Raw genomic sequence first — 19,216 nt, 5'->3', positions numbered from 1 at the left:
CCCAGAAACTGGTGCGTGAGGCGGCCAAACTCGTTTTGCTGTTTCATGCCATGGAGAAACTCGCCCGCCGTTGGGACACGTTCCTACCTATTCGCTAGCCGAACGTCCTGGCTGGCGATCTAAGCCCATCCGAATTCTATCGCCGTGAGGGCGCGAAGAGTGCTACCAAGAGAGAAGAAACGGGGAAAGAGCACTCCCCTTTCCCCGCGTGAGCCGGTTAAGCTATGGTAATACCGTTATCTGCTTCGAAACTGTGGACTCTGCTCCCTTGTCGTCCCGCACGGTCAGGGTAACGGTGTAGGTGCCGGCGCGGCGATAGCGCTTCGCCGGTCCGCCGCCGGTGCCGACGCCCCCGTCCCCAAACGACCAGCTCCACCACACGACCTGGCCATCCGGATCAGTGGAAGTTGAATGGAACCGGACAAGGTCATTTACGTGCGGGCTGGTCGGAGTGAACGTGAAGTCGGCGATCGGCGGGATGTTACCAGTTGACGGCAAGAGGGTGAATCCGGACGGCCCGAGCGCGTCGGCGTAGATCCGAACCTCGTCGATCGTCCCGTTGAACCCCTGGGATCCTCCGTCCTTCGCCCCGATCGTCACAGGGGCAGCGGATTGTCCCTGCCCGATCTGGCCGGAGACGGTGAGCGTCTTCTCTAGGTGACCGTTCACGTATACCATGAGCTTGCTTCCGGTGTACACCCCGGCGACGTGATACCACGTCCCAGTCTGGAGGGCGGTCGTTCCAGTGACCTTCTTCCACGTGTTTGTGTACACGGCGAACGAGAGCTTGTTTCCCTCGAGCGCAAGGTAGAAGTGATTGTCCGCGCTTCCGGCCCCATCCTCGCTCACGATCCGCTGCGTCCCGCTCGGACCGGACGGGTTGATCCACGCCTCCACCGTGATCTTGCCGGTTATCGCCAGCGATGCGCTCGCCGGGACGGCGACGTAATCGCCCGAGCCGTCGAACGAGAGGGCGGTCGATCCGTCCGGACTACCCGAGACCCAACTCGCCCCGTGGATCGTCCCGTTGTTCCCGTTCCCGGAGGAATCCCCGGCAGTCGCCCCGCTCCCCTCGTTGAACGCCCAATGAGCGCGCAGCACCGGGAAGCTTGGAGCAGCAGCCACTGAGACCGTCTTGGTCTTGGTTGCACTCGCCCCGTCGTCATCCCGCACCGTCAGCCGCACGGTGTAACTCCCGGCGTGGGAGTAGGAGTGCGTGACCGAGACGCCGCTTCCGGTATGCCCGTCCCCGAAGTTCCACGAGTAGGAGACGATCGAGCCGTCTGGGTCGTGGGAGCTGGAGGCGTCGAAGTGCACGGCCTGACCCACCTGCGGAGAGGTCGGCGAGTAGGTGAACGCTGCCACCGGCGGCTGGTTCGGGGCCGGCTGCGTCACGGTGAAGCTGAGGGTGTCCTCGGCCCATTCCCCGGCCGGAAGCTGGGTCTGCATCGTCTGCCGCACCGAGTTGCGGAACCCGGCCGGGTCGTAGCTCAGCACCGGGAAGCCGCTCCCGAAGCTAGTCGGAAAGTTGGGGAGCCGGCTCGTCGCGGCGAACGCGTACAGGGTCTCGGTCCCTGCCGGCGGATCGACCCGCAGGGTGTAGCTGCGGCCGGGCAGGGTATGCGTCCCTGCCCCCACGTAGTTGTTCGGCTCGAGGTAGCTCGGGAACAGGAGGACCACCTTCCCGCTCGGGTCGGCATCGCAGATGTAGACGTAGGCGGGGCGGTTTACGGTGTAGGTGATCACGATCGACTCTCCGACCTGGTAGCTCCCCTTGGGAAGCGAGATCTGGAGCGAGAGCGCGGGAGCGGCCGGCGAGATCACGACCTGGGCCGTATCAGTGTCCGTACCACCTGGCCCGCTCACCGTGAGGGTGGCGGTGTACGTCCCCGGAGCGGCGTAGGAGTGGGTCACGGTCGATCCACTTGCGGTGTGACCGTCACCGAAGTTCCAGAAATAGGAGGTGATCGTCCCGGTCGAACCGGTCCCGCTCAGGGTCACCGGCTGGCCGACGGTCCCGGAGTACGGCCCCCCGGCATCCGCGGTCGGCGGCGGAGTTGCAACCTGCACCACCACCTGCTGGGTGACGGTATCGCTCGCCCCGTCGTCGTCGGTCACGGTGAGGCGCACGGTGTAGGTACCGGCGCTCGTGAACCGGTGATAGACGCTTGCGCCCGATCCGGTGCTCCCGTCCCCGAAGTTCCACGAATAGGAGGTTATCGTTCCATCTGGGTCGTGTGAACTCGTGGCATCGAAGTGGACCCACGTCCCCGGAGCCGGGTTGGTCGGGGAGTAGGTGAACGTCGCGTTGGGCGGGGTGTTCGCCGCTTGAGTCACGGTGACCTGCTGGGTGGCGGTGTCGCTCGCCCCGTCGTCATCGGTCACGGTGAGGCGCACGGTGTAGGTCCCCGGGGCGGAGTAGGCGTGCTGAATCGTAACCCCGCTTCCGGATTGCCCGTCCCCGAAGTTCCAGGAGTAGGAGACGATCGAGCCATCCGGGTCGCTTGACGCCGATGCGTTGAACGCCACCAGGGTGCCGACGAGGGGTGCCCCGGGGCTGAAGTTGAACGCGGCATGCGGCGGCTGGTTCGTCGGGGTCGGCGGGGAGAGGGAGAGCCGCCCATGGCCGTAGACGTACTGGGATCCCATCGGGACGGTCTGGGAGAGGAGCCGGGCGCGCAGCTGCGCGGCAGTGAGGGAGGGATCCTGGGAGAGGAGAAGCGCCGCCGCCCCGGCGACCTCCGGTGCCGCCCCCGAGGTCCCGGCAAACGAGGTGTACGGGCTCGTCCCGGTGGTCACGTTGTCCGGCGCGACTAGATCGGGCTTGACCCGTCCGTCGTTGGTCGGCCCCTGCGAGCTGTACGGCTCGATCGGACCGGTGGTGTAGTGGGCCCAATCGACCGCGCCCACCGTCACCACGTCGGCGACGTTCCCCGGGGCGAGGATCGAGCTTGACGCCACGGCCGGGGTCAGGTGCTGATACAGGTTGTAGATCTCGATCTTCTTCGAGCCCGATCCCTTGACCTTGATCGTGTACGTCCCGGTGGCGCTCACCGTCGTCTGGATCGATTCGGTCGGCTCCTCGGTCCCGGTCTGGTGCTTGGTCGACGAGGTCACGAGGTTGTTCCCGGGACCGTACAGGTAGAGGTCGTAGTCAGATGCCGCATGCGGCCAGTCGTTCCAGGTCATGTAGATGGTCACGTACGAGCCGGCGGTGGCGTAGAAGGTGATCGGCTGATCGAGCCAGGTGTCGGAGTTCGTGTCGGTGAACGTCCCCTCCCAGTGGTTCTGCGCCTCGTTCCCGGCGGCGTTCACCCACAGGATCCCGCCCTGGATCGCGCGGGTGGCGATGTCGGCGATCGTCCCGGTCCCGTCGTAGAAGTTGGTGTTGTACCAGCCGAGGGAGTGGTTGATGATGTCGATCCCGTTGTTCAAACAGTAGGTCACTGCCTGGTCGAGGTCGACCTCATCGGCGATCTTGATGAGGTAGAGCTTGGCGTCCGGGGCGACCTCGTGCACGATCTCCGCCACCGCGGTCCCGTGGGTGATCCCGGTGGTGAGTCCGGTGCCGGTGAAATCCTTCTGCACAACGGAGTAGGGGATGTCCCCCCGTGCCTGCGCCTGGCTCAAGCCGGAGAACCCAAGGTCGATGATCGCGATCTTGACCCCGCTTCCGGTGATCCCGGCGGCGTGGTAGGCGTCCGCCCCGATCGCCGCCACCCCTTCCCCGCTGACCGCCAGGGGATAGGGCTGATACGGCGGGCGGATGAACGCCACCCCGGCGATCTGCTTTGCCAGGGCGGGAAGCTCGGAGAGGGAGACCGTCACCTTGACCAGCTTCGTGCCGGTCTTGATCGCGCTTCGGTTCACCCCAAGCGCGGCGACGCTGTTCGCCGTCGTCCCTGGGCTCCACGACTCGAGGACGACGGTCACCTCGCCGCTTTCGGGATCGTACGGTATCCCGTAGATCCGCGCCAGGCCGGTGAGAGCGGTCTGGATCTGCGGCGGGAGTTTCCCCATCACCTCCGCCGCCATCGCCCCCACCGTCGCCTTCGCCGCGTCGAGCAGGACCTCTAGTGACCCGTCCAGCTTCGGATTGTGCTCGGCCCGGGCCGTCTTGGTGGTGGTGAACTCCTTCACCACCGACATCGGGCTGACCCCCGCGCTCGGAGTGGAAGTCGCTTCGCCCTGCACCTTACCTCCCATGGCGCGGAGGAGGGCAAGGGCCGCGTCCGGATCATCCGGCCAGGCGATCACTCCGAGGAACCAGTCCGGGGCGAATGAAATCCAGGTTCCGATCAAGCGGCCGTCGACGTAGACCGGAGCCGCGCCCGCCCCGAGGACCTCATCGGCATAGCCAGAGAGGTCGACGAGGTAGCGCGATAGGCTTTTGGTCCACGCCTTGTGCACCATCACCAGGTTGAACTTTCCCGACCGGGAGAGCCCGGCAAGGACGATCTGCTGCCCGAGGCTGCTCGCCGGGTAGGGCTGGAGCGAGACCTCGATCCCGGTCGACGGGGTAAACGAGTCGAGAAACTTCGTCCACGCACCCCGCGAGGACTGATCTATTCCGACGGTCAACTGCGGGCGCGCCGCCGCGGCCCCGAGCCCGACCAGCCCGATTATGAACGCGAACACCAATAGTCGTTTGATCATCTCTCCTCCCTATGGGACCGCGGGATGCGGCCGGTACGGGGGGCGGAGATAGCCGATCCCCGGGGACTGGGCGAGTTCGACCAAGCGGGAGATCGGGAGGAGGAGCTTGGCGAGCGAATCGGTCTCGGTCTCGATGTACTCGCGGAAATCCTCCGGGATCGTCCCACCGGGGAGCTTCTCCGCCACTACCTCCACCCGCAGTCCGACCCGGGTCAGCCCGGCGGCGGCCGCGGCGGAGAACCAATCGGGCGCGATCTCGACCGCGTACAGCCGGGAATCGATCGCCGCCCCGGCCGGGGGCGCGGGCGACTTCTCCGCCTGCTGCGGGTACGTCGTGAACTCCATGACCGCCTCCGATCCGATCACCCCCATCCCCTGCAGCGCCGCCAGGACGTCGGTCAGCGTGTCGAGCGGAAGATCGCGGTGGGGGACGATCACCAGGGTGTAAGTCCCATCGCGCCCCGGGCGAACGGTGTAGTCGTAGTCGTCTCCCCGCACCCGGAGGAGATACAGCCCGTTGTCGACGTACAGGAGCCGGTCGCAGTCAAGGAGCACCGCTTCGTCCTCGTCCGTCGGCTGGTCGCCGCGGTAGGACGTGACCTCCGCACCGCTGCGCACGATCACGGTGTAACCGGTCGATTGTGCCGTCTGGATCAATGACGCAATCGGTACATCCACCGTCCCGATCGAGATCAGGTAATAGTTAGTGGCGAGAAAACCGGCGTCGTTCCCAGCCGCCCCTGTCCCGACGAGGAACAGGCTGAAGGCGAGGAGCGACACCGCGCCGAGCGCTAATGTCAATCTTCTCATTGTAATCCCTCCTTTGATGAACCTACACGGATCGTTCCGGAAAGTTTCGCCGCCCTCAGTGTACCCGCTCTCCGGCGGGGAGGAGAAATTCGGAGGCGAGGTCACCGAGGCCGCAGCCGCACGCCGCCTCGAGGTGGGAGATGAGGTCGTAGCCGTGGGCGATCCGGCCGGAGAGGTCGCGGTAGTACGAGGAAAGCCCGGCGAAGAACGCGGTATCACCGATCCGCTTCCGGACCGCGTCGAGGAACGCCGCCCCGCCGTAGTAGACGAACGCGGTGTAGGTGGAGGAGTCCGGGAACAGGGGGACGGGCGAGGCGACGGAGAGATCAGGATGCTGCGCGCGGGCACGGCGGTAGTAATCGATCCAGGAGGAGAAGAAAGAATCCCCCTCCTTTCCCCATTTGTGCTCGAGGAACAGGACCGAGCTGTACGTGGCGAGCCCCTCGTCGAGCCACGGTTCGTCGATTACGTCGTTTCCCACCGCGGCGTACCACCACTGGTGCGCCACCTCGTGGGCAATGATGACGGTGAAGAACTGATCGTAGGGGTTGTTGCAGTACGACTCTCCGACCAGGATCAGGCCCGGATACTCCACCCCGGCGGCGCGGCCGAGGGGGGCCTCGACGATGTCGAGCTCGGTTCCGGAGTAGGGGCCGAATAGTTTCCCGTAGAGGGCGAGCGCCTCCGCGGCGAGGGTTGCGGCCCTAGCCGCGGCCTGGTTGTGGGAAGGGAGGAAGCTCGTCCGCACGAGGGTCCCGCCCGCAGCCGTCGCGCGCGTCTCGTACCCCGAAGTGACGACGAGCATGAAGTCGCGGATGTCATCTCCCACGAAGGTGTGTTTCACCTCATCCCCCACCGACTCTGTCCCGACCTCGCTCCCGGAAGAAAGGACGGTCAGCCCGGCGTCTGCAGTGACGGTCACCGTGTAGTCGGAACTTGCGCTCGTCACCGGGTCACCGTTCGGGTAGACCGGGTCAAGGACCCACCCGGTACAGGGATCGTAAGGGGCGAGCATCGGGTAGAACTCGGCGAGCGTCATTGCGGCGGGGGAAGCGGCGTAGATTCCGTAGTCCGCGGCCGACTTACCGCGCCCATTGCGCCAGTCGGCCGCCCGCCCGTGGAACGCGAATCGAACGACGATCTCCCCGTCGGACTGAACCGGGGCGGGGAGAGGAACGAAGAGGTAGGTCCCATCGCCGAGGGTCTCCGCCGTCACCGGCGTGCCGGCGACCGTCGCCGAATCTACGCTCAGGGTCCCGTCCCCGTACAGGTAGGGCGAGTTCGGGTAGAGGCGGAAGGGAAGCTCGTACAGCGGCTCCGAAGTCGGGTTGGTATACGTGACCGTCTCGGTCCCGGTGAAGCTCCCGTGGAAAAAGTCGACGTGCAGGTCGAGGTCATAGACCGCGCCGGTTCCCCACGCCGAGATCGAGATCAACCCGAGGATGACCAGTGCAAGCGCCGGTTTCATGTGCTGGCGCGGCTTCACGATCGAAGATCTACCCAACGTCCATCACTTCCGCTATCCAGTATAACCCCCAGGGCACGTCCGACCAACCGGTGATGAGATCAGCACCGATTGGGACCGGAGCGAGGATTACACGGACGTGCTGCAATGAAGCCAGAGAACATCCGCGCTTAAGCGCGGGCACGCTCCACCGCGCGGCCGGTCGGCGTGCCGGTTTCCACGGGATAGAACCGCACCAGCTCGGCGAGCTCGTTGGCGGCGTAGGTGAACGGGCTTCCCGGAGCGAACATGGCGTCCCGGTCGCCCACGATCCACGCCCCAATGAGCCCGAACAGTCGTCGCCGGCGCGCATAGGCGAGGAACCGCCGCCACCGCCGGGAGAACCAATCCGGATCGAACAGGTCGGGATCGACGCGCAGCCCGTCCCGGCTCAGCTCCATCCCCTTCCGCAGGATCTCCCCGCGCAGCTTCCCGGCGTGGATGATCCCATCCGGATCGGCGAGGCGGCGCATCCCGGCCGCGGCGAGCTGGGAGAAGGTGACCGTCCCCATCCGGCTTATCTCGTCGATGATCTCCTGTTCCAGCCGCGCCCGCGGCCATCCCTTCACCCCGTGCAGCTCCTTCCCGATCGTGAGGAAGACCTTGATCCGACCGGTGGCCATGAAATCGTAGGTCAGGTTCACTGGGAGGACGATCGGGGCGCGTGCCGTGGCGATGATCCGAAACAGCCCGGCCTTTGCCTCCGCGAACCTCCCGTCCGTCTCCAGGCCGCCCTCAGGGGCGAGGTAGAGGGAATCGCCGGCGTCGAGGATCGCGGCGAACCGACGGAGCGACTCGCTCACCTCCCGCACGTGCCGGGATCGCAGCTCTTTTCTGATCTCCGGCGCAAGGACGGAGAATCCCCACTCCTGATCGAGGGCGGCGTGATAGCGGTACCGGAGGACGCGGGAGATCGGAGCATGGGGTGGGGCACCGGGGATCACCTCCTCCACCGGCCGAGCGAGGGCGTCCTGTACCGGGATATCGCCGACTGTCTCCAGGACCGCGCGCAGGTGCGCCTTCAGCTTGCGGGAGCGCAGGTATCCGATCGGATAGGCGCGGATCGCCTTGAGTACGGCACTCAGGTTGGCGGGATAGACGAGGCGCTCCAGCCAGCGCGGGCCGTGCAGGATGTAGTCGGAGACGTAACCGGGGAGGAACATGCGCTCGGCGGCGACGAACGCCACCCGCCCTCCCGGGCCGCGGCCCCGGTTCGACCAGAAGATCGTCGGGCCGAGGAGGACGATATCGAAGTCGGTCTTGTGGTTGGCGACGATCAGCGTTCCGGGGGAGTTGGTGAAGTTCTCCCTCCCCTCCACCCGCAGATCGAACAGGAGGTGCCCGGCGGCCGGGAACGCAACCGCCAGCCAGAATCGGATCAGCTTTCCCCACCACGGAACCCGCGGGGAAGCGGCACCCGGTTCCTCACTCTTTTCCTCCGTCATTTTCGGCCGTCTTGCCATTATGCCCCATCAGTTCGTAAAATGCGCGTACAATATACCCGAAAGGAAGGCAATGCCACAATCTGAATCGAAGCGGGTCCTATTCGGCACCAGCGCCTGGGGGCTGGGCCATGCCACGCGCGATCTCATCCTGATGAAAGGGCTGCTTGACCGGGGGTGCTCCCTCACCGTCGTCTCGACCGGGAACGCCCTCCGCGTCATCCGGGGCGAACTCGGGGACGCCGCCCGCTACCTCGATTGGCCAGACATCCCGACCACGGTGGCGCGGACGAAACCCGGGTTCTACGCCAAGACGGTCGCGAGCATCCCCCGCATCATCGGGACGTGGCACCAGGAGCGCCGGCGCCTCGACCGCCTCCTGCGGGCCGAGCGGTTCGATCTGATCGTGTCCGACCACCGCAACGGCCTGATCAGGCGCGACATCCCGTCCTACTACATCACCCACAGCCCCCGCTACATCGCGCCGTGGCGGGATCCGGTCATGGAAGCAGTGATGGAGTGGTTCCTCGCCCGCTGGTTCTCCCCGGTGAAGGGGATCCTGATCCCGGATGACGAGGAGGGAGGGATGAGCGGGGAGATGAGCCACAACGTCCGGTTCATCCCGCAGGAGAAGCTCACCTACCTCGGGATCCTATCAAGTGTGCAGCGCCGGGACGACCTCCCGCAGGACATTGACTACTTCATCACCATCTCCGGCCCGGAGCCGCAGCGGACCCTGTTCGCCGAGAGGGTTCTGTCCCAGCTCGATCGGCTTTCCGGGCGGATCGTGGTCGCCCTCGGCGACCCGGGTGGGACCGCTCCACCGCCGCCGCGGGGCGGGATCGAGATCCATCCCTACCTCGATCGCGCCCGCCAGGAGGAGATGCTGAACCGGGCGAAGCTCGTCGTCTGCCGCTCCGGTTACACCACCCTGATGGAGCTCGCCGAGCTCGGAAAGCGGGCGTTGATCGTCCCCACTCCGGGGCAGTCCGAGCAGGAGTACCTGGCGAAGACCCTCCGGGATAGAGGGATATTCTACAGCGTGCGTCAGCACGAGCTCGACCTCGGGCGCGACACCGCGATCGCCAGTAGCTACCCGGGCTACACCCCGGCCCACCCCACGCGCGAATCGGTGGCCCGATTCCTCGATGTAGTACTGAGCGGAGGTTGAGATGAAGACAGACGCTGACCTGCGACGGATCCTCGCCCGGATCGACGGGCGGGGATACAAGGCATACAAGGAGATCGAGGGGGAGTACTCCTTCCCGAAGTTCATCCTCTATATCGATCATGTGCAAGGGGACCCGTTCGCCGCTCCATCGAAGCTCCGGCTGCGCGTCCCTCAGTCCAGCGGGAAGCTCCCGCCGGAGCTATTCGCAAACCGGGTGCGACGGATCGCGTTTTCCGATTTCCTCGCACGTCAGGTCTCCCGCGCGATCCGAAGCGTCGTCTCCGGAAGGAAGGGCTCGGGGAAGAGCGGCCTCGTGGAGATCGATGCCGGAGGGCAGGAGGTCCTCGAACGGACCGCGGTCAAGATCACCCCGGACTGGGTCGAGGCGCGGATCTTCGTCGGCCTGCCCGCGGCCGGGCGGCGGATCCTGGCCCGGGCGGCGGAGGAGATTCTGTGCCGCGAGCTCCCGGAGATCGTCCGCATCGGGCTCACATGGGAGAACCTCCCCCAGGCCGCGGCACGGGGGTTCGTCGACTGCGTGGAGAACCAGGAGCACATCCGCGGGCAGCTCGACGGAATGGGGCTGGTCGCGTTCGTCGCCGACGGGGCGATCCTGCCGCGGGAGTCCGGGGCGAGCGACCGCCCCCTCCCTCCTGACCGGGCGATCCGGTTCCGGTCGCCGGACGAGCTTCGGGTCACCATCCCTCTCCCCCATCCCCTCCCGGACGGAAGACAGGAGATCACCGGGATGGGGATCCCACAGGGGGTGACGCTGATCGTCGGGGGAGGCTATCACGGCAAGTCGACCCTGCTGCGGGCGCTCGAGCGCGGAGTCTACCCCCACATCCCCGGGGACGGGCGGGAGTATGTCGTAACCCGCGCCGATGCGGTGAAGATCCGGGCTGAGGACGGGCGCCGGGTGGCCTGCGTCGACATCAGCCCGTTCATCTCCGAGCTCCCCTACGGCCGCGACACCCGCGAGTTCTCAAGCGACGACGCCTCCGGGAGCACGAGCCAGGCGGCGAACATCATCGAGGCCCTCGAGGTTGGGGCGCGGGTCCTCCTTCTCGACGAGGACACCTCGGCGACCAACTTCATGGTCCGCGACGCCCGGATGCAGGCCCTGGTCCACTCCGACGACGAGCCGATCACCCCGTTCATCGACCGGGTGCACGAGCTGTACGCGCGACTGGGAGTCTCGACCGTCCTCGTCATGGGCGGGTCGGGCGATTACTTCGACGTCGCTGATACCGTGATCATGATGCGGGAGTACCTCCCCCACGCCGTCACCGCCGCGGCGAAGGAGATCGCGCGGCTGCACCCCACCGACCGGCGCACCGAGGTGCGGTTCCCGCTCTCCCGGGTCACCCCGCGGATCCCGCTTCCGGAGAGCTTCAACCCGTCACGTGGGAAGCGGGAGGTGAAGATCGACGCCAAGGCGCTCGACCTGATCCTGTACGGCCGCGATCCGATCGAGTTGCGGTTCGTGGAGCAGCTCGTCGACCGGAGCCAGACCCGGGCGATCGGGTACGCGATTCATCTCGCCACGCAGCGGTTCATGGACGGGAAGACGCCGCTAACCGACGTCCTCGACCGACTGGAGGAGTTCTTCGACAGAAGCGGACTCGATGTCTTGGATCCGTTCCGCCGCGGGGAGCGGCATCCCGGGGCGTTCGCCCGTCCCCGCCGCTACGAGATCGCCGCGGCGATCAACCGGCTCCGCACGGTGCGGATGCGCCAAGCGAAAGGGGCCCGGTAGGGCCCCCTCCGCGCTGGTGGTTGTTGTGGGTGTCTTATCTTCGCTTACGGGAAGCTGAGCGAGGCCCCGAGCTCGGCCTGCGGGCTTCCGGTGGTCAGGGTCGTCGCGAGGTAGAACGAGAACGGAGTGATGTCGAACTCCGCCTTTATGTACTCCGAGGAGAACGCAAACGGAATGAGGGATACGGTTGTCTTGCTCTCGAACGTGACCACGTCCAGGGTCGCGCTCATGTCGACCCAGGCGCTCCCGGAGAACGACGGATAGACCGGGAAGTTCGCCCCGAGCTTTCCGGCGAGCCGCGGACCTCCCTCCCCGAGCAGCGTGTCGAACATGGTGAGGGTGAAGCTCAGGTCCTGCGACGAGAATCCGAACGGAAGGAGGTCGATTATCGTCGTGCTCTTGACCTCGGCCGGACCGAACCCGCCCGTAACCGTCCCGGTCAGGGTGCTGGAGAAGCTGGGATAGAAATTGACCATCATGTCGAGCTCCCCGGAGAGGCTCATCATCCCGTTGTCGCTCGTCAGGTCGAACAGGGTCAGATCAGCGTAGGCATCGATCGAGGAGATGGCGAGAGAGGCCAGGTCGAGGTAGGACTCGAGCCCGGTGGTGAGAAGCCCAAACGCATACTCCAGCCAGATGCTCCCGCTCCCGCCGAACGACGGGTAGATGTCGAAATCGGCCGCGCTCCCCAGGGTGAACCCGGCGTAGGTCATGGACGCCTGCACCGAGGATGCGATCCCAAAGCTCGGAAGGAGCGTTGCCCTCGCCCCGATGCTCCCGGAGAACGAAACCGAATCTTCCTGCCCGAGTGCCAGCCCGCCGATGAGTATCAAGAGTGAAAGAGCGACGATAACTGTCCGCATCTTACAACCTCCCTTGCGTAAGCTATGCGGAGGTTACCGCTGCACCCCAGTTTCCGCTACCGCACAGGTCCACATGCGGTTATCAATTACGCACAAAAAGCAGGGACAGTTGTCCTAAGTCCCGAATATCCGGTCACCGGCGTCCCCGAGCCCGGGGAGGATGTAGCCGTGGTCGTTCAGCTGCCGATCGAGGGCGGCGGCGTAGATCGGGACATCGGGATGGGCGGCGGACAGGGCGGTTACCCCTTCCGGGGCGGCGACCAGACAGAGGAACTGGATGCGCTTCGCTCCGTGCCGCTTGATGATGTCGAGGGCGGCGACGGCGCTTCCTCCGGTGGCGAGCATCGGATCGACGAGGATCACCTGCGCATCCGGGAGCTCGGGGGGGAGCTTGACGTAGTACTCCACCGGCTGCAGGGTGGTCGGGTCGCGGTAGAGCCCGATGTGTCCTACTTTGGCGGTCGGGATCAGGTTGAGCACGCCGCCGAGCATCCCGGTCCCGGCGCGCAGGATCGGGACGAGGACGACCGGGGTAGCGAGGACCTTGCCGGTCGTCCGCTCGAGTGGGGTCTCCACCTCCACCTCCCGCACCGGGTACTCCCGGGTGATCTCGTACACCATGAGGGCGGTCAGTTCCTCGAGCATGAGGCGGAAGTTGTGGTTGTTCGTCGTCTTGTCGCGCAGGCGGGTGAGCTTGTTCTGGATCAGGGGATGATCGAGGATGTGGAGGTTGTTCATCGCTTCCTTCCTTTCGTGTTCGGGCCGGCTCATCGTCTTAAGGATTATCCGATCCGAGCCGGAAGGGTGCAAATCCATCGACCCCACTTGACAAACGCCGGGGAAAGAGCTAAAGTGCAATATGGTTCGGCAGTCGTTCTATACGCACCAGTCTTGGTTCCGGTTAGAACGTTCTGCCCCACGAACGAGCAACAAGGGGGTGAAGCAGCATGGCAGAGCGTGAAACCGGCACCGTGAAGTGGTTCAACGCCACCAAGGGATATGGGTTTATCACGCGTGATCAAGGCGGTGACGTCTTTGTTCACTACAGTGCCATCCAGGGCGAGGGCTACCGTTCCCTCGATGAAGGACAACGGGTAGAGTTCACCGTCACCCAGGGTGACAAGGGCCCCCAGGCCCAAGACGTAGCGAAGATCGCGTAGGAATATGAATTACCGCCCGTGCGAGTGCAAGCCCGCACGGGCTTTTCTTTTGTGGGGCACGCTGCGGGGGTGAAGGAGATCGACAATTCGATGTCATCCAGCCATCATCCTCGGATCTCTCAGCGGGCTCTGCGCTTCTGCGGTTAGCTTCCTAGGAAAGGTAGGGAACGGGATGAAGACAGGATTGATCGGAGTACCCCAGTGCGGAAAGACGACGATATTCAGCGCGATCACCGCCGCGGGCGCGGAGGGGTACGCCACCGCGCCGAACCGGGCCGTGGTGACCGTCCCCGACCCACGGATCGACGCGCTGGTCGCGCTCTACCGCCCTCCCAAGGTCGTCCCGGCGACGCTCGAAGTGGTCGACATCCCCGGGCTCCCTGCGGGGGCAACCGCGGCCGAGGGACGGGGAACGCGCCTCCTCTCCCACCTGAAGGAGGCGGACGCCCTCCTTCACGTCGTCCGCTGCTTCGCCGATCCGAACGTTCCGTTTGTCCATGAGACGATCGATCCGGCCCGGGACGTCGAAGCGATCGACCTCGAGATGATGGTCGCCGACTCCCGCACCCTGGCCCGGAAGATCGAGCGGTTGGGAAAGCGGGTCAAAGCCGGGGACAAGGATGCGATCCGCGAGAGCGCGACGTGCGAGAAGGTCCTGTCCGGGTTGAACGACGGGATTCCGGCCCGTCGTCAGGGGCTCACCCCGCAGGCCCGGCGGGACGTCCTCGATTGCAACCTCGTCTCACTTAAGCCGGTCCTGTACGTGGCGAACGTGAACTCGGTCGAGGAGTTCGAAAACGAGCATGTGCAAAAGCTGCGGGAGATCGCAGCTGCGGATGGGGCGGAGGTGATCGCGATCTCCGGCCGGGACGAGGCTGAAGTCGCCGGCCTCCCCCCGGCTGAACGGGATGAGCTCCTCGAGCTCCTCGGGCTGGAGAGTCCGGCGATCTCCCGGCTGATCCGCGCCGCCTACCGGACTCTCGGCCTGGTGACCTTCTTCACCGCCGGGCCGAACGAGGTGCACGCCTGGACCTGTCGCGCCGGCGCCACTGCCCCGGCCGCCGCCGGGAAGATCCACTCCGACATGGAGAAGGGGTTCATCCGGATGGAGGTGATCCGGGTCGAGGACCTGCTCGCGCTCGGAGGCGAGACCGCGGCGATCAAGGCGGGTAAGCGACGGATCGTGGGGAAGGACTACGAAGTACGGGACGGGGATGTCGTCGTGGTTAGGTTCAGCCCGCGCCGTTAGAGCTCGATTCGCCCGCGCAGGGCGCGGCCGAGGGTGACCTCGTCGGCGAACTCCAGGTCGCGCCCGACCGGGATCCCCTGCGCGATCTGGGAGACCTTCACCCCGAGCGGCTTCAACAGCGAGACGATGTGCATTGCGGTGATCTCCCCCTCGAGTTTCGGCTCAAGGGCGAGGATCACCTCCTTCGTCCCCTCGGTCTTGATCCGGTCCACCAGGGCATCGATCGTCAGGTCGGAGGCGCTCACCTCCTCCATCGGAGAGATCAGCCCGCCGAGGACGTGGTACAGGCCACGGTACTCCCCGGTCCGCTCGATCTTCAGGATCTCCCACGGCTGGCCGACGACGCAGATCGTGGTCTGATCGCGGGTCGGGTTGGAGCAGATCTCGCACAGATCCCCGACGGAGAAGTTGTAGCAGCGCCGGCAGCGCCGGACCTCGGTCTTCACCCGCGTGATCGCCGTAGCGAGTGCCTCCGCCTCGGTCCGCGGCGCGGTCAACAGGTGGAACGCAATCCGCTCCGCGCTCTTCCTCCCGATCCCGGGCAGCGCCCGCAGCCGCTCGATCAGCTCCTCCAGCGGGGGGATCATAGGCCGGGCATCCCCGGGATGTTCATCCCCTGCGCAAGGGGACCGAGACGCTCCTGCGCCCGCTCCGCCGCGGTCTTCTGCGCCTCCTGCACCGCAGCGACGATCAGATCGACGAGCATCTCGATGTCGTCAGGATCGACGACCTCGCGCTCGATCGACAGGTTGAGGAGCTCCCCCTTCCCGTTCACCACGGCGGTGACCATCCCGCCGCCGGAGCTTGCCTCCACCTTCATCTCCGCGATCTCGGCCTGTGCCTTCTCCAGCTCCTGCTGGAGCTTCTTCGCCTGCTTCATCAGGTTCCCCAGGTTTCCCATTCCCTTCATCAGTCCTCCTTCACCACTTTTCCGTCGAACACCTCGCACAGGAGGCGTGCCTTCTCCCGCAGCGCTTCGCGCGGGGACGGTTTCCGGACGGCATTATCGTCGAATTCCACCTCTACTGCGAACCGATCCCCGAGGTAGCGGTGGACCATCCCGGCCAAGTAGTGCATGTTTTCCGATTTCTCGAGGCTCTCCTTGTGGAAGGTGTACTCGGGGTGGAACGCAATGCGGAGCTTGTCCCCGTCGATCCGGGGCGTCCCCTCGGCGAGGAACGCCGCGATCGCGATCCGCTCCTGCTCGATCTTCCGCAGCATCGCCTCCCAGCGGGCCTCGAGCGGCGCTCCGTCCGGGGGCGGGGCATCGGACCGGCCGGGCGAGGAGGGGACCGGTTCGTCCGCGGCGAGGAGCGGAGCCTCAGTCGGAGGCACTTTCGGGTTGGAGTCTGACTCTGCCGGCTCCTCCATCGGCTTCGGCCCCGGCTCTTTCGGGGAGAGCTCCTGCATCAGGGAGAGGATTCCGATCTCGAGAACGATCCTCCGATCGAGGGAGCGGTACAGCTCCTGCTTGATCTCCAGGATCCCGCGGACGAGCGCGATGTCGCGCCCCTCGTCCTTCGACTCTCCGGCCGCGATCCGGTCGCGCAAGGTCTCGATCAGGTCGCCGAGGAAGACCTCGAGGTCCTTCCCCCGTGAGACAAGGGAATCGATCAGCTCCAGGGCCTGCTTCCGGTTCCCGGACTCGACCGCGGCGAGGAACGCCGCGTGCTCCTCGCGGCCGACGAGCCCGAGCATGTCGAGGAGGGAGGCGGTGGTGATCCTTCCTCCCTCGTGGCGGAAGCTCCCCGCCTGTTCGAGCATCACGATCGCGTCGCGCATCCCGCCGTTCGCCTTGCGAGCGATCAGATCAAGGGCATCGGCCTCGATCGGGATCTCCTCCGCCTCCGCGATCCGGCGCAGGTGAGCGGCGATCTTCTCCTGCGGGATCTTGCGAAAGTCGAACGCCTGACAGCGGGAGAGGATCGTGCGCGGAACCTTGTGCGGCTCGGTGGTGGCGAAGATGAAAACGACGTGCGGTGGCGGCTCCTCCAGGGTCTTGAGCAGGGCGTTGAACGCCTCGTTGGTGAGCATGTGCACCTCGTCGATGATGTACACCTTGGTCTTCAGGTCGGTAGGGGCGAACGCCACCTCCTCCCGCAGGCGGCGGATGTGATCGATCCCCCGGTTAGACGCCCCGTCGATCTCCAGGATGTCAAGGGTGCGGTTGGCGAGGATCGTCTTGCAGTTCGCGCATTCGTTGCACGGCTCTCCTCCCTCCGGGTGAAGGCAGTTCACCGCGCGGGCGAGGATGCGGGCGACCGTCGTCTTTCCGATCCCCCGCTCCCCGGAGAAGAGATACGCGTGCGCCACCTGCCCGGCGACCACCGCGTTGCGCAGAGTGCGGATTACCTCCTCCTGTCCGACCACGTCGGCGAAGCGCTGCGGACGGTAACGGCGGTAGAGAGAGATGTAGGAAGACGCATTGTCACTCAAGTTATGACCACCTTTCTGGTCGGGGAGACTGGATTTGAACCAGCGACTTCCTGCTCCCAAAGCAGGCGCGCTACCAGGCTGCGCCACTCCCCGTCGGGATGAATTATAGGGGGGAGACTGGGCCGGATCAATAAAAAAACCCGCGCTTCCGCCGGGCAAAGAGTAATATACGATATATCGAAAGGAGTGTCAAGGGTTGGGGAGGAAAGCGGTTAGATCGGCCTTTCTTTCCCATAGATTCGCTCCTCCAAAGTCCCCTCACCTCCACATGTACACCGCAATCGCCAACATCCCGAATATCAGCTCTACGCCCATCAGCACCGACGTCAGCGCCCACTCCTTGATCCCACCGGTGATCTTCATGATGAACTGGCCTAGTCCGACTGGTGTATTCTCTGGGCAGTGCAGCTTACCATCGTTCCTGAGTTCACCAAAACTCTTAGGAAACCCATGCGCCGCCTTGAACAGAAAGTCGATCGCATACGGAATGATCACGATCACCCCGGCCGTCTCAAAGTTCCCCACAATTACCGCGGTGGCGATCAACGCCCCGATGGAGAGCGTCCCCACGTCTCCCACCAGGATCTTCGCCGGGTACCAGTTGAAAAAGAGCACTCCCAAGAGGGCACCTGCGCCGGCAAGGAGGATAACGAGCGCCGTCGTCGCGTGGGTGCTCGCCGCGATAACCGCCAGGCTCCCCATCGCGACGAGCCCCATTCCCGCCTCCATACCATTGAACCCGGCGAGCATGTTCACCGCGTTCGCCGCCACCATCACTCCCGCAGGGACCAAGAACAGCGGATAGAAGATCCAGAAGTCGATTCTTCCCACAAATGGGATTACAAGCGACGTGTGACCTGCTCGCAGTGCGACGAGGGGAAGCGCTGCTACTGCCGGCAGAAACGCCTTCACCACCTGGCGCATTCCAAGCAGGTCATCCACGATTCCAATAAGTGCGGTAAGAAGGATCGTCGCCAGGGCGGCAAGGAGAAGAACCTCACTCGCGTCCTGAAACACATGAAAGAAGCTCATCATCGCCAGAGCGGTGGAGATTCCCACCCCGGTTCCGGCAACGATCGCCAAGCCGCCCATCTCAGCGACCTCGGGCCGCCCCGGCTTATGCATGTCCTTCCCGACGATCCTTGCGCGGTGCAGGCGAGGAATGAGAAGAGTGACCACAACGATCGTCACGAGTAAAGAGGCTCCAAACGGTGCTAAGATCATACATCCTCCTTAGAGCCGAGCTCGTCTCAGGATAACGCTCTCAAGCGCGCAAGGCAAATAGAAACAGTAAATTGGCATCTGCATCACTGGGCGCAAACGCTTCCCGATCCACCTAACTCTCTGTAGCGGCGGGGCTTGTCCCCGCCGGGAGCGTTCGTGAAGGATAGACCGCATATGGCTTTTCCACATTCGGCCGAAACGTTGCAGACAAGCTGCAACACTACAGGATAATCCAACCCCTCGTAGCGGCGGGTCCTGTCCCCGCCGATTCCGTCGCACATCTGAGCCATCGGCATTGGCCTTGCTCCTACCATTCACGATTTATCCTCGCCTACTGAAGTTGCTCTAGGAAGCGATCGATATCCCGTTGATAGAGCCCTCGGAGTTTGAGCGCATCTTCCACCACCAACGCCAGCTTTTTGGGATCGAGCTCGTAGGAGTAGGCATGCCTAAAGACATGCCGGAACGCCCGGAGAGAGTCCAGCAGTTTATAGCTTGTTTCAGAGAGCAGGGCTGGTCTAACTCCCTCAATGGGCATCTTCATTCTCCACAGGAGGGCACTATGGTAGTGAGCGCTATCATCGATGTGATTCTCAAAGAAATCAGCTACGATTTTCATCAGGTCCTCGAAGGCACAGTACAGGTTGTGCAATTGATAGGCAAGGCTCTCTAGGTTGGCTTCTCCTTTCCCGCGTCGTCGCTCCTCTATCCGCTCGAAGATCCGCTCGATCTCCGTACCTTGAGCCTTGATCGAGGCCCTAAGCAGACTCAGTCGTCCTTTTTCCATTTGATCCCCTCCCGCACAATCTTATCCCGCAGAGGATGCTCTTCCAATTGGAGGACATCAACATCTCTACCCAACTCTCGGGAAAGGAAGGCGATCGCTTGGAAGAAGTCCTCATCTTTCAACCCCACAAAGGCGATATCGATATCGGAATCTTT

15 protein-coding genes and 1 tRNA gene are annotated in these 19,216 nt (G+C 64.6%); 4 read left to right on the top strand and 12 right to left on the bottom strand.

Annotated features, from left to right (window positions below):
• Positions 1–222: 222 nt before the first annotated feature.
• The 4 genes from J7J55_07940 to J7J55_07925 all read right to left on the bottom strand — a co-directional run bounded on the left by J7J55_07940 (position 223) and on the right by J7J55_07925 (position 8,433).
• Positions 223–4,656, bottom strand: coding sequence for a PKD domain-containing protein (locus tag J7J55_07940; GenBank protein ID MCD6142624.1), 4,434 nt, complete (start codon positions 4,654–4,656; stop codon positions 223–225).
• A gap of 9 nt (positions 4,657–4,665) precedes the next feature.
• Positions 4,666–5,466, bottom strand: coding sequence for a hypothetical protein (locus J7J55_07935; GenBank protein MCD6142623.1), 801 nt, complete (start codon positions 5,464–5,466; stop codon positions 4,666–4,668).
• 55 nt (positions 5,467–5,521) lie between these two features.
• Positions 5,522–6,970 carry a M1 family metallopeptidase gene (locus tag J7J55_07930; protein MCD6142622.1) on the bottom strand — a complete coding sequence of 483 codons (1,449 nt, stop codon included), beginning with the start codon at positions 6,968–6,970 and terminating at the stop codon, positions 5,522–5,524.
• A gap of 131 nt (positions 6,971–7,101) precedes the next feature.
• Positions 7,102–8,433, bottom strand: coding sequence for a hypothetical protein (locus J7J55_07925; GenBank protein ID MCD6142621.1), 1,332 nt, complete (start codon positions 8,431–8,433; stop codon positions 7,102–7,104).
• Between the two features lie 52 nt (positions 8,434–8,485).
• Here J7J55_07925 and J7J55_07920 point away from each other — a divergent pair, with 52 nt between their 5' ends.
• Together J7J55_07920 and J7J55_07915 are read left to right on the top strand one after the other, a co-directional pair.
• Positions 8,486–9,583, top strand: a complete 1,098-nt coding sequence (locus J7J55_07920) for a hypothetical protein (protein ID MCD6142620.1) — start codon at positions 8,486–8,488, stop codon at positions 9,581–9,583.
• Between the two features lies 1 nt (position 9,584).
• The gene (locus J7J55_07915) at positions 9,585–11,342 is read left to right on the top strand and encodes an ABC-ATPase domain-containing protein (protein MCD6142619.1); all 1,758 of its coding nucleotides are present in this window, start codon (positions 9,585–9,587) and stop codon (positions 11,340–11,342) included.
• 44 nt (positions 11,343–11,386) lie between these two features.
• Here J7J55_07915 and J7J55_07910 read toward each other — a convergent pair whose 3' ends face one another.
• Complete coding sequence (locus tag J7J55_07910; GenBank protein ID MCD6142618.1) at positions 11,387–12,205, bottom strand: hypothetical protein; 819 nt, start codon at positions 12,203–12,205, stop codon at positions 11,387–11,389.
• A 114-nt stretch (positions 12,206–12,319) separates the two neighbouring features.
• Positions 12,320–12,943, bottom strand: a complete 624-nt coding sequence (gene upp / locus J7J55_07905) for a uracil phosphoribosyltransferase (protein ID MCD6142617.1) — start codon at positions 12,941–12,943, stop codon at positions 12,320–12,322.
• Positions 12,944–13,152: 209 nt separating this feature from the next.
• Between upp and J7J55_07900 the strand changes: the two genes are divergently transcribed.
• Both J7J55_07900 and ychF read left to right on the top strand, forming a co-directional pair.
• Positions 13,153–13,365 carry a cold-shock protein gene (locus tag J7J55_07900; GenBank protein MCD6142616.1) on the top strand — a complete coding sequence of 71 codons (213 nt, stop codon included), beginning with the start codon at positions 13,153–13,155 and terminating at the stop codon, positions 13,363–13,365.
• Positions 13,366–13,537: 172 nt separating this feature from the next.
• Complete coding sequence (ychF, locus tag J7J55_07895; protein MCD6142615.1) at positions 13,538–14,614, top strand: redox-regulated ATPase YchF; 1,077 nt, start codon at positions 13,538–13,540, stop codon at positions 14,612–14,614.
• On the opposite strand, the gene recR is transcribed toward ychF, so the two are convergent.
• The 6 genes from recR to J7J55_07865 all read right to left on the bottom strand — a co-directional run bounded on the left by recR (position 14,611) and on the right by J7J55_07865 (position 19,061).
• Positions 14,611–15,201, bottom strand: coding sequence for a recombination protein RecR (gene recR, locus J7J55_07890; protein ID MCD6142614.1), 591 nt, complete (start codon positions 15,199–15,201; stop codon positions 14,611–14,613). The two genes, ychF and recR, sit on opposite strands and share 4 nt — an antisense overlap.
• Positions 15,198–15,524 (bottom strand): YbaB/EbfC family nucleoid-associated protein, encoded by a 327-nt coding sequence (locus tag J7J55_07885; protein ID MCD6142613.1) that lies wholly within the window; start codon positions 15,522–15,524, stop codon positions 15,198–15,200. The genes recR and J7J55_07885 overlap by 4 nt, the downstream gene beginning before the upstream one ends.
• Positions 15,524–17,050 (bottom strand): DNA polymerase III subunit gamma/tau, encoded by a 1,527-nt coding sequence (gene dnaX, locus J7J55_07880; protein ID MCD6142612.1) that lies wholly within the window; start codon positions 17,048–17,050, stop codon positions 15,524–15,526. Before dnaX ends, J7J55_07885 begins: the two co-directional genes overlap by 1 nt.
• A gap of 16 nt (positions 17,051–17,066) precedes the next feature.
• Positions 17,067–17,143 (bottom strand) — tRNA-Pro (locus tag J7J55_07875).
• A 165-nt stretch (positions 17,144–17,308) separates the two neighbouring features.
• On the bottom strand, positions 17,309–18,274 hold the full coding sequence (locus J7J55_07870; GenBank protein MCD6142611.1) for a hypothetical protein: 966 nt from the start codon (positions 18,272–18,274) through the stop codon (positions 17,309–17,311).
• 331 nt (positions 18,275–18,605) lie between these two features.
• The gene (locus tag J7J55_07865) at positions 18,606–19,061 is read right to left on the bottom strand and encodes a hypothetical protein (protein ID MCD6142610.1); all 456 of its coding nucleotides are present in this window, start codon (positions 19,059–19,061) and stop codon (positions 18,606–18,608) included.
• Positions 19,062–19,216: the final 155 nt, after the last annotated feature.

This window comes from Candidatus Bipolaricaulota bacterium, from assembly GCA_021159055.1.
Lineage (GTDB): Bacteria > Bipolaricaulota > Bipolaricaulia > UBA7950 > UBA9294 > S016-54.
This window is presented reverse-complemented; position numbering and strand designations above follow the sequence as displayed.